A 12,605-nucleotide genomic window follows, 5' to 3' on the forward strand; every position below is an offset into this window, starting at 1 on the left:
AGCGCGTAGCGCTCGGGGGTGGGCCGGTCCTTCCGGTCCGCAGCGGCGCCCCCTTGAGGGGGAAGCGCCATAGGCGCTTCGGGGGTGGGCCCCTTCATTCAGCGTGTTCGATGACCAGTTGCACCGACACCATCCCGTTCCACACGTTCTGCTCCAGCCGGTAGGCCGCCTGGATGCGTTCGGGCAGCGACTGGTCGTGGCCAAACCAGATGGCGTCGAAGCGTTGCTGGCCGCGTTCCAGCGACAGCTTCAGGTGCTTTTCGCCGACCAGGCGCTGGTTGCGCACGGTGAACTCGTCCAGGAACAGCGGCGCGGCGAAGCCGGCGCCCCAGACCTGTTGCTGGAGCAGACCGGCCACTTCCGCGTTGGCGTAGCCCGATTCGAGCGAGCCGTCGGTCTCGATGACCGGCTCGAACGAATCGCGGCCGGTCAGCTCGCGCACCGCGGCGTCGAAGGCCGGGGCGAAGGCGGCGAAATCGTTGCGGCCCAGCGTCAGGCCGGCCGCCATGGCGTGGCCGCCGAACTTGCGGATCAGGTTGGGGTTGCGCTTGGATACCAGGTCCAGCGCGTCGCGCAGGTGCACGTCGGGAATCGAGCGGCCCGAGCCGCGGATCTCGTCGTCGCCGGCCGGCGCGAAGGCCAGCGTGGGACGCCAGAATTTCTCCTTCAGGCGCGAGGCCACCAGGCCGACCACGCCCTGGTGCCAGCCCGGGTCGAACACGCAGACGGTGGCGCCGGCGGCGGCGTTGGGCTCTTCCATCGCGGCCAGCGCCTGTTCGCGCATCTCGGCCTCGATGGTGCGCCGCTCGCGGTTGATGTTGTCCAGCTCGCGCGCCATCTCCAGCGCCTGGGCCTCGTCGTCGGTGGTCAGGCAGGCGATGCCCAGGCTCATGTCGGCCAGGCGTCCGGCGGCGTTGATGCGCGGACCCAGCGCGAAGCCCAGGTCGAAGCCATTGGCGCTGCGCGGCTCGCGGCCGGCCACGGCGAACAGGGCGCGCAGGCCCGGTTGCAGGCGGCCGGCGCGCATGCGCTGCAGGCCCTGCGTGACCAGCAGGCGATTGTTGGCGTCCAGCTTGACCACGTCGGCCACGGTGCCTAGCGCCACCAGGTCGGACAGCGCGTCCAGCCTGGGGCCGCCGTCGGCCGCGTAGACGCCGCGCCGGCGCAGCTCGGCGCGTAGCGCCAGCATCATGTAGAAGATCACGCCCACGCCGGCCAGGTTCTTCGACGGAAAGCCGCAGCCGGGCTGGTTGGGGTTCACGATGGCCAGCGCGTCGGGCAGCGTGTCGCCCGGCAGGTGGTGGTCGGTGATGACCACGCCGATGCCGGCGGCATTGGCGGCGGCCACGCCGTCGACGCTGGCGATGCCGTTGTCGACGGTGATGATGATGTCGGGCTTGCCGTTGCGGTGGGCCACGGCCAGGTCGACCACGGCCGGCGACAGGCCGTAGCCGGTCTCGAAGCGGTTGGGCACCAGGAAGTCCACGTCCGCGCCCATGGCCGACAGCGCGCGCAGCCCGACCGCGCAGGCGGTGGCGCCATCGCAGTCGTAGTCGGCCACGATGAGCAGGCGGCGGCCGGCCTGGATGGCGTCGGCCAGCACGCCGGCGGCGTGCGCGGAATGGGTCAGGCCGGCCGGCGGCAGCAGCGCGGGCCAGGCCAGCTTGGTCTGGTCGGGATGGGTGACGCCGCGCGCGGCCCACAGCCGCGCCAGCAGGGGATGGATGCCCGAGGCCTGCAGGGCGCGCAGCGCGTCCTGGTTGGCGGGGCGTACGGTCAAGCGGGGTGAGACCACCAGGCGCTCCAGTTCTTCTTGGGCGCGGGCAGCCAGCCTAGCAGGCTGCCGCGCGGTTTCAGGGTGAGGGCGACGCTGCGGTCGTCGCCCAGCAGCAGCAGTTCGGTCGGGGCGCCGGGCAGGCCCTGCTTGCCGGACCGGGCGCGCAGCTGCGCGTCCAGCGCGGGCAGCGCGTCCAGCCAGGCGGCCCAGTCGCCCGCGCGTTGCGGCGCGTCCAGGCCGTCCAGGATCAGCGCCTGTCCGGGCGGCGCGATGCGCCAGGGGCGGGCGCCGCCGTACAGCCAAAGCGCGTTGACCGGCGCCACGCCGCGCGCGGCGCGCGCCTCGTTGACCGGATGGTCGTGCCAGGCCATCTGTATTTCATTGAGCAGCCGGCGCCACGGACGGGTTTCGGCGTCCTGCTTCCACCAGTCGTTCAGCCGGCGGCCGGCCACGGCCAACGGGCTGGCGGTGGCCGGCCGCAAGCCTTCGGGCAGGCGCAGGCGCCAGCGGCGCGCGTCCAGCGGCTCGGCCGCGAAGCCGGTGCCGTCGAACAGCGGCCGCACGGTGTCGTACAGCGCGGCGCTTTCCTCGGCGCGCAGGTCCATCTGGTCCGGATCGGCCAGCATGGCCTGGTCCGCGCCCAGCGCCAGGTGCGCCAGTTCTGCCAGCCAGACCGGCTCGCCGTCCTGCGGCTGGTCCTGCGTCAGCAAGGGGCCCAGGCCGGCGCCCAGGGGCAGGCCGGCCTCGGGCCGGTGGCCGGCGCGGCGCAGCTGCCAGGCTTCGAAGGCGGTGCAGCCGTGCGCGCGCAGGTCGTAGGGTTCGGCGCGCGCGGCGCCGGCCTGCAGCCAGACGTGCAGCGCGGGGGCGCGCTCGGGCAGCAGCTTGGCCAGCTCGGCGGCCACGGGGAGGGCGGGCAGGGCGCCCGGTATCACGATCAGCATGGGCGGGATTGTAGTCTGGCGATGGCGGGAACTAAGGCCCGCCGCCATCTGCCATAGGTGGATACGCCTGGTCTTGGAACCGCACATCCGCGGCCCCGATTTCCTGGCCGTTAATGCCATAATGCGCTCGTGCTGAAAATACCCTACGAATTCTGGATCGGCGCCCGCTATGCCGGGCTGGCCCGGATCCGCCAGCGACGCGGCCGCCGCGATCGCTTCATCTCCTTCGTCGCCGCGAGTTCGATGGCGGGCATCGCGTTGGGCGTCGCCGCCCTGATCGTGGTGCTGTCGGTCATGAACGGCTTCCAGAAGGAAGTGCGCGACCGCATGCTGTCGGTGCTGCCGCACATCGAACTCTACATACCCGGCGCCGCGCCCGAGCGCGTGCTGGACCAGTGGCAGCAGTACGCCGACGCCGCCAAGAAGAATCCCGCCGTCAAGGCCGGCGCGCCCTTCGTGGCGGCGCAGGGCATGCTGGTGCGCGGGCAGGCGCTGCGCGGCGTGCAGGTGCGCGGCATCGATCCCGCCACCGAGGGCGGCGTGTCCGACCTGCCCAGGCAGATGGTCACGGGCAAGCTGTCCGACCTGAAGCCCGGCGGCTTTGGCGTGGTGCTGGGCAACGAGCTGGCCGACGGCATGGGCGTGAAGGTCGGCGACACGCTGATGATGATGGCGCCGCAAGGCTCGATCAGCCCCGCCGGCTTCGCGCCGCGCATGCGCCAGTTCACCGTGGTGGGCGTGTTCTCTTCCGGCCACTACGAATACGATTCCTCGTTGGCCTTCGTCGACGACGAGGACGCCGCCCGCGTGTTCCGCGACAGCGGCACGGCCGGCGTGCGACTGCGCGTGGCCGACATGCAGAGGGCGCCCGAGGTGGCCGCCGAGCTGGCCCAGGTGCTGCCGCCCTACATGATGGCCAGCGACTGGTCGCGCAACAACCGCACCTGGTTCGCCGCGGTCAAGACCGAAAAGCGCATGATGTTCCTGATCCTGGCGCTGATCGTGGCCGTGGCCGCGTTCAACCTGCTGTCCTCGCTGGTGATGGCCGTCAAGGACAAGCAATCCGACATCGCCATCCTGCGCACGCTGGGCGCCGGGCCGGGCGAAGTGGCGCGCATCTTCCTGGTGCAGGGCGCGCTGATCGGCGTCATCGGCACATTGCTGGGCGTGGCCGGCGGCATCGCGATCGCCTACAACGTGGACGTGATCGTGCCCTTCATCGAACGCCTGCTGGGTGTGCAGTTCCTGCCGCGCGAGGTGTATTTCATCAGCGCGCTGCCGTCCGACCCGCAGGTCAGCGACATCGTCACCATCGGCCTGACCTCGCTGGTGCTGTCGCTGCTGGCGACGCTGTATCCCAGCTGGCGCGCCTCGCGCCTGCAACCCGCACAGGTGCTGCGTCATGATTGATTCCGCCACCCCCGCGCTGCAGGCCGATCAGCTGGTCAAGTTCTACGACGAAGGGCCGACGCGCATCGACGTGCTGAACAACGTCAGCCTGACCGTGGCGCGTGGCGAGATGGTCGCCATCGTCGGCGCCTCGGGCTCGGGCAAGAGCACGCTGCTGCACATCCTGGGCCTGTTGGACGTGCCGTCCAGCGGTTCGGTCACGGTGGACGGCAAGCTGGCCGTCGGTCTGTCCGAGGCGCGCAAGAGCGCGCTGCGCAACCAGAGCCTGGGCTTCGTCTACCAGTTCCACCATCTGCTGCCGGAATTCTCGGCGCTGGACAACGTGGCCATGCCGCTGATCGTGCGGCGCCAGGATCGCGAGCAGGCCCGCGCGGCCGCGCGCGAGGTGCTGGGCATGGTGGGTCTGGCCGCGCGCGAAGAGCACTATCCCGGCCAGCTGTCCGGCGGCGAACGCCAGCGCGTGGCGCTGGCGCGCGCACTGGTGACGCGGCCGGCCTGCGTGCTGGCCGACGAGCCCACCGGCAACCTCGACCGCCATACCGCGCACAATATGTTCGAGCTGCTGTCGCGCGTGAACCGGGAATCCGGCACGGCCTTCGCCATCGTCACGCACGATCCGGAACTGGCGGCGCGCGCCGACCGCCAGCTGCTGATGGAAAACGGCCGCCTGGTGTCAGGCTGATCGTTTTCGCGCCGTGGGTCCGGGCGGATGCCGCCTGCGCGTCCGCTGGACTTGCCGGCGCGCCCTCCGGGCAGGCGCGGGCGCATAATGCCCACCAGGAGCCCGCGATGCTGATCGACACCCATTGCCATCTAGACGCCGCAGAATTCGACGCCGACCGGCCCGAGGTGGCCGCGCATGCGCTGCGGGCCGGCGTTACCGCCATCGTGATCCCGGCTGTCGAACGCGCCAACTTCGGCGTGGTGCGCGACCTGGCACGGCGCACCGCCGGCGGCGCCTATGCGCTGGGCATCCATCCGCTGTATGTCGAGCGCGCGGGCGAGGGCGACTTGCAGGCGCTGCGCGAGGCTGTTCAGCAGGCCCTTGATGATCCGCGCTTCGTCGCCATCGGCGAGATCGGGTTGGATTTCTTCGTGCCTGAGATCGCCGCCGGCGCGCCGCGCGAGCGCCAGGAACATTTCTACGCGGCCCAGCTGGCGCTGGCCGCCGAATTCGGCCTGCCGGTGCTGCTGCATGTGCGCAAGTCCCAGGACATCCTGCTCAAGCACCTGCGCCGTCATGGCCGCATCGGCGGCATCGCCCATGCCTTCAACGGCAGCGCGCAACAGGCGCAAGCCTTCGTCGACCTGGGCTTCGCGCTGGGCATGGGCGGGGCCATGACCTACGAGCGGGCGCTGCAGATCCGCCGCCACGCCACCGAGGTGGCGCTGGAGCACCTGGTGCTGGAAACCGACGCGCCGGACATTCCGCCCGCCTGGCTGCATCCGCCCGACCGGCGCAACCGGCCAGGCGAGCTGGCGCGTATCGCGGACACGCTGGCGACGCTGCGCGGGCTGACGCCGGAACAGGTGGCGCGGGTGACCAGCGCCAATGCCTTGCGGGTGCTGCCCAGGTTGGCCGGGGTTGTCGGACTGACGCCCGCCTGAGATCTTTTGTCCCGATTTGTTGGGACGAGATCGTGAAAATTGTCGTGTAAATACGTCATTTTGATCAGATTTTTCTGAAATCTGTCATTTGTCTGAATAAAACCTGACAAATAATTGAATCAGTTAATGGGAATAAATACCATTGGCGTTCTCTATATGAACCCAAGCCCAGCGCCTTGCGCGCCGTTCCTTCGGGAACGGTTCTTCTGGTTACTCCCATGTCCACGCACATCCGTTCCAGCGGCTCCAGGCGAGCCCGTTCCATCCCCGTCCTTGCGCTGCGCCAGATTCCCCTGGCGCTGGCCCTCGCCGCATCGGGCGCCGTCCACGCCCAGGGCGCGCAGGATGGCGTGACCCACCAGCTCGATTCCGTCGTGGTCACGGCGTCGGGCTTCGAGCAGCAGATCAAGGAAGCGCCCGCGTCCATCTCGGTCATCACGCGCGAGGAACTCGAAACCAAGCCCTTTCACAACCTGGCCGACGCGGTGGCCGATGTCGAGGGCGTGACGGTCGAGCGCGGCGGCAAGGCCGGCGGCATGAACATCAGCATCCGCGGTCTGCCCAGCGACTACACGCTGGTGCTGGTCGACGGCAAGCGGCTGAACCAGAACAGCTCCGGCGCGCGTCCCAACGGCTTTGGTGACGTCGACACCAACTTCATTCCGCCGATGGCGGCGATCGAGCGCATCGAGGTGGTGCGTGGCCCGATGTCCACGCTCTACGGCTCGGATGCCATGGGCGGCGTCATCAACATCATCACCCGCAAGGTCAGCCAGGAATGGATGGGCCAGATCACGCTGGACGGCACCGCCCAGGGCGATAACCGCTATGGCAACAACTACGGCTCCGCCTTCTACCTGAGCGGCCCCATCGCCACCGACAAGCTGGGCCTGACCGTGCGCGGCGGCCTGTACCGGCGCCTGAGCGCCAACGGCAGCTATCCGGTCAATCAGGCGGAATACAACAGCGGCAACTACACCGGCGACATCGCCGGCTTCAGCGGGCTGGGCGACAGCCTGCAGCGCAACCTGGGCCTGCGCCTGGCACTCACGCCCAACCGCAACCACGACATCCTGTTCGACATCGACAGCAACTGGCAGGTTTTCGACAACGCCAATGGCGAGCTGGGCACGCTCAACAGCAGCGTGGCCAGGAACCGGCAGGGTGGCGGCTACGAGCCCGAGATGCGCTTCAACCGCCAGCGCTACGCGCTGACGCATCTGGGCCGCTACGGCGGCTCGGTCAGCTCCGACACCAGCCTGGTGTACGACACCACCGAGACCATCGGCCGGACCAATCCCATGAACGCGCCGCGTCAGCCGACCGACGGCGCCAAGCGCGACCTGGAATACGACAACTGGGTCTTCGACACCAAGTGGACCATGCCGTTGTTCAACGAGCGCCACAGCCTCACCATGGGCGGCCAGTGGCGCGAGCAGAAGTTCAAGGACACCCTGGTCTCGGCGCCGCTGAATCTGAGCCAGTACCAGTGGGCGCTGTTCGCCGAGAACGAGTGGCGCATCGTGGACGACCTGGCGCTGACCCTGGGCGCGCGCTACGACCGCAACGAGCAGTTCGGCGGCAAGTGGAGCCCGCGCGGCTACCTGGTCTGGAACGCCACGCCGGCGTGGACTTTCAAGGGCGGCGTGAGCAAGGGCTACAAGACGCCGGACATCAACCTGATGACCGACGGCATCATCGGCCTGGGCGCGCAGGGCACCCGGCCGCTGCTGGGCAATTCGCAACTGCGTCCCGAAACCAGCACCTCGTCGGAGCTGGGCGTGGTTTACGACGACGGCGCAGGCCTGACCGGCAACCTGACGGCGTTCCACACCCGCTTCAAGGACAAGCTCGACAACCAGAACGTGGCCAATTGCCGCGCCAGCGGCGGCCCCGTTCCGGGTTGCCTGGACCTGGGCGTGTGGGAGCGCAACGGCGTGCCGGTGGACAATTTCTCGCAGCGCGTGAATGTGGATTCGGCGACCATCAAGGGTTTCGAGCTGGGCGGCCGCGTGCCGCTGTTCGAGGGCTGGTCGTTCAACGCCAACTACACGCTGACCGCCAGCGAGGTCACGTCCGGCGCCAAGCAGGGCCAGCCGCTGGGATCGCAGCCGCGCCATGCCTTGAACCTGGGCCTGAAGTGGCAGGTCAACGACAAGTTCAGCACCTGGGTGCGCGGCGAATACCGCGCCAAGCAGTTCAACGACATGAACTGGGAAAAGGAACAGGTGTTCTACAGCCCGTACTGGCTGGCCAGCCTTGGCGGCTCGTACGCGGTCAGCAAGAACGTGACCCTGTCGGCCTCGGTCTACAACCTGTTCGACAAGAACTTCGAGAACTACGGGCCGACCAAGACCGGCGCCAGCGCGCCGACCGCCGCCACCAACTGGTCCAACTCGTACCGTCAGGTGCTGGAAGGCCGGCGCCTGTGGGTGTCGGCGAACATCACGTTCTGATCGGAACGCGGGCGGGGCCCGGCGCTCGCCGGGCCGCCGGCCGGACCCGAGGTCTCGCCGGCGGGACGTTTCAAGTCGCGGCCAGCGGCAGCTCGATGCGCATGCTCAATCCCTGAGGCAGCACATTGCTGGCCGAGATGCGGCCCTTGTGGGCGGCCACCGCCGCCCGCGCGATGCTCAGGCCCAGGCCGGCGCCGCTGCCCGCCATGGCCGCGCCCGAGGCGCTGCGGTAGAAGGGCTCGAACAGATAGCCCAGTTCCTGCTCCGGCACGCCCGGGCCGCGATCCTCGATTTCCAATTGCACGTCGCGCAGGCCCGCCAGCAGGCGCAGGCGGATGCTGCTGCCCGTCGGGGCGAAGCGCAGCGCATTGCGCAGCACGTTCTCGATCGCGCTGGCCAGGCTCTCGCGGTCGCCCTGGATGCGCAGGGGGGCGGGCCGTTCCCAGGCGATGCCGACGTTGCGGTCGCCCGCTTCAAAGCGCGCGTCCTCGACCACGGCGTCCACGACTTCGGCCAGGTCGAGCATGTCGGCCGGCTCGGGCAGGGCGCCCATCTTCGCCAGCGCCAGCGTATTGCCCACCAGCGCGTCGAGCCGTTCGCCCTCGCGTTCGATGCGGTCCAGCTGCAGGTCCAGCCGTTCGTCCTTGCGCCGCGCCAGTTCCACGGCCAGCTGCAGCCGCGCCAGCGGCGAGCGCAGCTCGTGGGCGATGGTGCGCAGCAGCTGTTCGCGCGTGCCGACCAGCGCCTGCAGGCGGCCGGCCATGGCGTCGAAGTCCTGCGCCAGCAGGCCCAGCTCATCCTTGCGCCGCGTCAGCCGGGCCGGCGTGCGCGCGTCCAGTTGGCCGGCCGACAGGGCCTGCGTTGCCAGCCGCAGGGCGCCCAGCGGCGCGGTGACGTTGCGCGTCAGGGCCCAGCACAGCGGCGCCGTGACGGCCAGGGCGAACAGCACGATGACGAGCGCGACGGGCGCCAGGCCCAGCAATTCCCAGTGTGAGGAATCGAAGGGCAGGAACAGCATCAGCAGTTCGCGACCGTCGGGCAGCGTCAGCAGCTGCGGATCCCACCAGGACACGCGCACGCTGGGCGACGGCGCGGACGAGGCGGGGAATGGGTCGGGCGGCGCGGCGCGATAGTCCTTGAGCCAGTCGCGCAGGCGCGCGGGCAGGGCGCGGCCCAGGATGTCGTGGTCGGAGGCGTCCACCAGATAGATGTTCAGCGCGCTGTAGCGCGCATCCATGGCCGCGACCCAGCGTTCCAGCCCGTCCGCGCCGTCCTCGCGCGCGATCTGGGCGGCGTCGTGCGCCAGGCTGCCCGGATTCAGGCCATCGAGCGAGTTCACGCGATACCAGGCGACCGCCGCCGTGAACAGCATGCCGCAGACCAGGATCAGCGCCATCGCGCTCCAGAAGGTCAGGAAGGCTCGCCAGAACAGCGAGCGCACGGGCAGCAATGGCATGGTCACGCGGCGGCGAGCACGTAGCCCAGCCCGCGCAGATTGCGGATGGCGGGCGCGCCGCCGCTGTCCAGTCGCAGCTTGCGGCGCAGGCTGCTGATGTGTGTGTCGATGCTGCGATCGTAGCGGTCGGGCACGCGGCCCAGCGCATACATGCCGATCTGGTCGCGCGCGACCACCTGCCCGGCCGTGCGCATCAGGATTTCCAGGATGCGCTGCTCGGCGCCGGTCAGCACCACCTCGTCGGCGCCCAGGCGGGCCCGGCCGGAAGCCGGGTCCAGGCTCAGTGCGCCGACCGCCAGACCGGACGGGGCGGCCTCGGGGATTTCGTCGAAGCGGCGCAGCACGGCGGTGATGCGCGCCTTCAGCTCGCGCGGGCTGAAGGGTTTGGTTAGGTAGTCGTCGGCGCCGAATTCCAGGCCCAGCACGCGGTCCGTCTCGCCGCCGTGCGCGGTGAACATGATGACGGGCCGGCGCGAGCGCTGCCGGTACTGCTTGAGCAGGTCCAGCCCGTTGCCGTCTGGCAGCATCAGGTCCAGCAGCAGCAGGTCGAAATCCTGCTGGCTGGCCAGGTGCAGGCCTTGTTCGCAAGTGTGGGCCAGTGCGAGCTGGAAATGGGCGGGTTCTAGGTATTCGCGCAGCATCTGCGCGAGTTCGGCGTCGTCGTCGATCAGCAGGATGCGACGCGCTGTCGGGGTAAGGAATGTAGCCATGGGCGTTGTGCTTCTCGCACCCGGCAGTGTGGCGCATGGCCCCATGCCGCAGCGTCAAGAAGTGCAAAGAACATAAAAGTTGCAGAAAGCGGGTTGCCGCCATCGGATCCCTCCCATTTTAATATGAGAATAGTTTTCATTATGAATCGTAAGAAGCAGGGGCAGCCGGCGCGCGTGGCGCGGCGGTCCACCTGGGACGGGAGCATCAGGAATATGAGCAGCACACACGTCGCGGCGTCGCGTCGCGCCATTGGCACGCCTACGCATTTGCGCACCCGCCTGGCGGTCGCGCTATGCGCGGCCGGAGCGGGCGTTTCGGCCTCCGCCTGGGCTGACGGCGAGGACCGCGCCAGGGTCATGGATACGGTGGTGGTCACCGCCAGCGGCTTCGAGCAGCAGATCCAGGACGCGCCGGCCTCGATCAGCGTGATCACGCGCCAGGACCTGGAAAAGAAGTTCTACCGCGACGTGACCGACGCGCTGGTGGAAGTGCCCGGCGTGGTGGTCACCGGCGGCGCCGATCGCCAGGACATCAGCCTGCGCGGCATGGGCGCCAAGTACACGCTGATCCTGATCGACGGCAAGCGCCAGAACTCCCGCGAGACCCGCACCAACTCCGATTCCTCGGGCGTGGAGGGCGGCTGGACGCCGCCGCTGTCGGCCATCGAGCGCATCGAGGTGGTGCGCGGCCCGATGTCCTCGCTGTACGGCTCGGACGCGATGGGCGGCGTGATCAACATCATCACGCGCAAGGTGCCCAGCGAATGGGGCGGCGAGATCCGCATGGACTCGACCATCCAGGAAAGCAGCAAGTCGGGCGACATCTACCAGGGCAATTTCTACCTGGCCGGGCCGATCAAGAACGACCTGCTGGGCCTGCAGATCTATGGCCGCGCCACGCAGCGCGATGAAGACAACATCTACGACGGCTTCCGCAAGCGCAACACCAACAGCGTGACGGCCAAGCTGGCGCTCACGCCCAACCGCGACCACGACATCGTGCTGGAGGCCACCACGGCCCGCCAGAAGATCCAGAACACGCTGGGCAAGACCGTCGCGCCGCTGGCGCCGGGCGAGCGCTGCCCGCGCACGGGCTGCCCGGCCTCGTCCGAGACCGACTACCGCAGCAACAAGTGGGCGCTGTCGCACACCGGCCGCTGGGGCTGGGGCGTGTCGGACAGTTATGTGCAGCAGGAAGAGTTCGACAACCGCTCGCGGCAGATGAAGATCAAGAACCTGGACCTGCAGACCAGCTGGACCCTGCCGCTGGGTTCGCACACGCTCACGCTGGGCGGCAGCTACCTGAACCAGCGCCTGAAGGACCAGACCGGCAATCAGCTGGCCAATGGCCCCAACAAGGTCGAGCGCTACCAGTGGGCGCTGTTCGCCGAGGACGAGTGGCGCCTGACCGAGCGCTTCGCCGTCACCGGCGGGCTGCGCATGGACAAGGACGAGAACTTCGGTACCCACTTCAGCCCCCGGCTGTACGGCGTGTGGCACATGGCCGAGCGCTGGACCCTGAAGGGCGGCGTGTCCACCGGCTTCCGTTCGCCCGACCTGCGCCAGACGGTGGCGGGCTGGGGCCAGGTCAGCCGTGGCGGCAATATGTACGGCAACCCCAATCTGACGCCCGAGAAATCGGTGACCGAGGAACTGGGCATCCTGTACGACGACGGCGCGGGCTTCAATGCCGGCCTGACCATCTTCAACAACGACTTCAAGGACAAGATCACGCGCGTGGCGTGCTCGGCGTCGCAATGCACCGACGGGCCGAACCAGTTCGGGGCCAATCCCACGACCTATATGAACGTGGACAAGGCCTATTCCCGTGGCGTGGAAGCGAGCATGAAGCTGCCGCTGGCGGACGATTGGTCCATGACCAGCAGCTACACGTTCACCAAGTCCGAGCAGAAGACCGGCCAGTACCAGGGGCAGCCGCTGAACCAGCTGCCCAGGCACCTGTTCACCACGACCGTGAATTGGCAGGCGTCGGACGCGCTGCAGGCCTGGACCCGCATCAACTTCCGCGGCAAGGAAAGCCAGCCCATCACCGGCCCGTCCGCGTCGTCGGTGGTGGCGCCGTCCTACACCTTCGTGGACCTGGGCGGGTCCTACGCGGTCAACAAGCGCGTGTCGGTCTACGCCGGCATCTACAACCTGTTCGACAAGCAGGTCGGCTATGACGACTACGGCTATGTCGAGGACGGCCGCCGTTACTGGCTGGGCGTAGGCGTGAAGTTCTGAACC

9 protein-coding genes are annotated in these 12,605 nt (G+C 68.9%); 5 read left to right on the plus strand and 4 right to left on the minus strand.

All coding sequences use genetic code 11. From position 1 onward, the window contains the following. Window positions 1–94 precede the first annotated feature (94 nt). Entirely contained in the window at window positions 95–1,795 is a 1,701-nt protein-coding gene (gene recJ, locus ACEU5R_RS05735) for a single-stranded-DNA-specific exonuclease RecJ (protein WP_392409398.1), read from the minus strand. Next, complete coding sequence (locus ACEU5R_RS05740; protein WP_392409399.1) at window positions 1,777–2,718, minus strand: hypothetical protein; 942 nt, start codon at window positions 2,716–2,718, stop codon at window positions 1,777–1,779. The genes recJ and ACEU5R_RS05740 overlap by 19 nt, the downstream gene beginning before the upstream one ends. A gap of 177 nt (window positions 2,719–2,895) precedes the next feature. Here ACEU5R_RS05740 and ACEU5R_RS05745 point away from each other — a divergent pair, with 177 nt between their 5' ends. The 4 genes from ACEU5R_RS05745 to ACEU5R_RS05760 all read left to right on the plus strand — a co-directional run bounded on the left by ACEU5R_RS05745 (window position 2,896) and on the right by ACEU5R_RS05760 (window position 8,192). Continuing rightward, on the plus strand, window positions 2,896–4,128 hold the full coding sequence (locus tag ACEU5R_RS05745; RefSeq protein ID WP_233772911.1) for a lipoprotein-releasing ABC transporter permease subunit: 1,233 nt from the start codon (window positions 2,896–2,898) through the stop codon (window positions 4,126–4,128). Continuing rightward, window positions 4,121–4,810 carry a lipoprotein-releasing ABC transporter ATP-binding protein LolD gene (gene lolD / locus ACEU5R_RS05750; RefSeq protein WP_103275033.1) on the plus strand — a complete coding sequence of 230 codons (690 nt, stop codon included), beginning with the start codon at window positions 4,121–4,123 and terminating at the stop codon, window positions 4,808–4,810. Before ACEU5R_RS05745 ends, lolD begins: the two co-directional genes overlap by 8 nt. A 107-nt stretch (window positions 4,811–4,917) precedes the next feature. Beyond that, entirely contained in the window at window positions 4,918–5,736 is an 819-nt protein-coding gene (locus tag ACEU5R_RS05755) for a TatD family hydrolase (protein WP_392409401.1), read from the plus strand. Between the two features lie 218 nt (window positions 5,737–5,954). Beyond that, window positions 5,955–8,192, plus strand: coding sequence for a TonB-dependent receptor domain-containing protein (locus tag ACEU5R_RS05760; RefSeq protein ID WP_392409403.1), 2,238 nt, complete (start codon window positions 5,955–5,957; stop codon window positions 8,190–8,192). Between the two features lie 70 nt (window positions 8,193–8,262). On the opposite strand, the gene ACEU5R_RS05765 is transcribed toward ACEU5R_RS05760, so the two are convergent. Further along, complete coding sequence (locus tag ACEU5R_RS05765; RefSeq protein ID WP_392409404.1) at window positions 8,263–9,648, minus strand: ATP-binding protein; 1,386 nt, start codon at window positions 9,646–9,648, stop codon at window positions 8,263–8,265. 2 nt (window positions 9,649–9,650) lie between these two features. Beyond that, window positions 9,651–10,358 carry a response regulator transcription factor gene (locus tag ACEU5R_RS05770; RefSeq protein WP_103275029.1) on the minus strand — a complete coding sequence of 236 codons (708 nt, stop codon included), beginning with the start codon at window positions 10,356–10,358 and terminating at the stop codon, window positions 9,651–9,653. Between the two features lie 213 nt (window positions 10,359–10,571). Between ACEU5R_RS05770 and ACEU5R_RS05775 the strand changes: the two genes are divergently transcribed. Beyond that, window positions 10,572–12,602: a ligand-gated channel protein gene (locus tag ACEU5R_RS05775; protein WP_103275028.1), complete on the plus strand. Its 2,031-nt coding sequence runs from the start codon at window positions 10,572–10,574 to the stop codon at window positions 12,600–12,602. Window positions 12,603–12,605: the final 3 nt, after the last annotated feature.

This window comes from Achromobacter sp. 413638, assembly GCF_043119405.1.
GTDB lineage: Bacteria > Pseudomonadota > Gammaproteobacteria > Burkholderiales > Burkholderiaceae_B > Achromobacter.

What these genes read in the sequence shown, in the direction of transcription:
- ACEU5R_RS05740 (WP_392409399.1), bottom strand. Translation starts at nt 2,718, where the DNA reads ATGCTGATCGTGATACCGGGCGCCCTGCCCGCCCTCCCCGTGGCCGCC.
- lolD (WP_103275033.1), top strand. Translation starts at nt 4,121, where the DNA reads ATGATTGATTCCGCCACCCCCGCGCTGCAGGCCGATCAGCTGGTCAAG.
- ACEU5R_RS05755 (WP_392409401.1), top strand. Translation starts at nt 4,918, where the DNA reads ATGCTGATCGACACCCATTGCCATCTAGACGCCGCAGAATTCGACGCC.
- ACEU5R_RS05760 (WP_392409403.1), top strand. Translation starts at nt 5,955, where the DNA reads ATGTCCACGCACATCCGTTCCAGCGGCTCCAGGCGAGCCCGTTCCATC.
- ACEU5R_RS05765 (WP_392409404.1), bottom strand. Translation starts at nt 9,648, where the DNA reads ATGCCATTGCTGCCCGTGCGCTCGCTGTTCTGGCGAGCCTTCCTGACC.
- ACEU5R_RS05770 (WP_103275029.1), bottom strand. Translation starts at nt 10,358, where the DNA reads ATGGCTACATTCCTTACCCCGACAGCGCGTCGCATCCTGCTGATCGAC.
- ACEU5R_RS05775 (WP_103275028.1), top strand. Translation starts at nt 10,572, where the DNA reads ATGAGCAGCACACACGTCGCGGCGTCGCGTCGCGCCATTGGCACGCCT.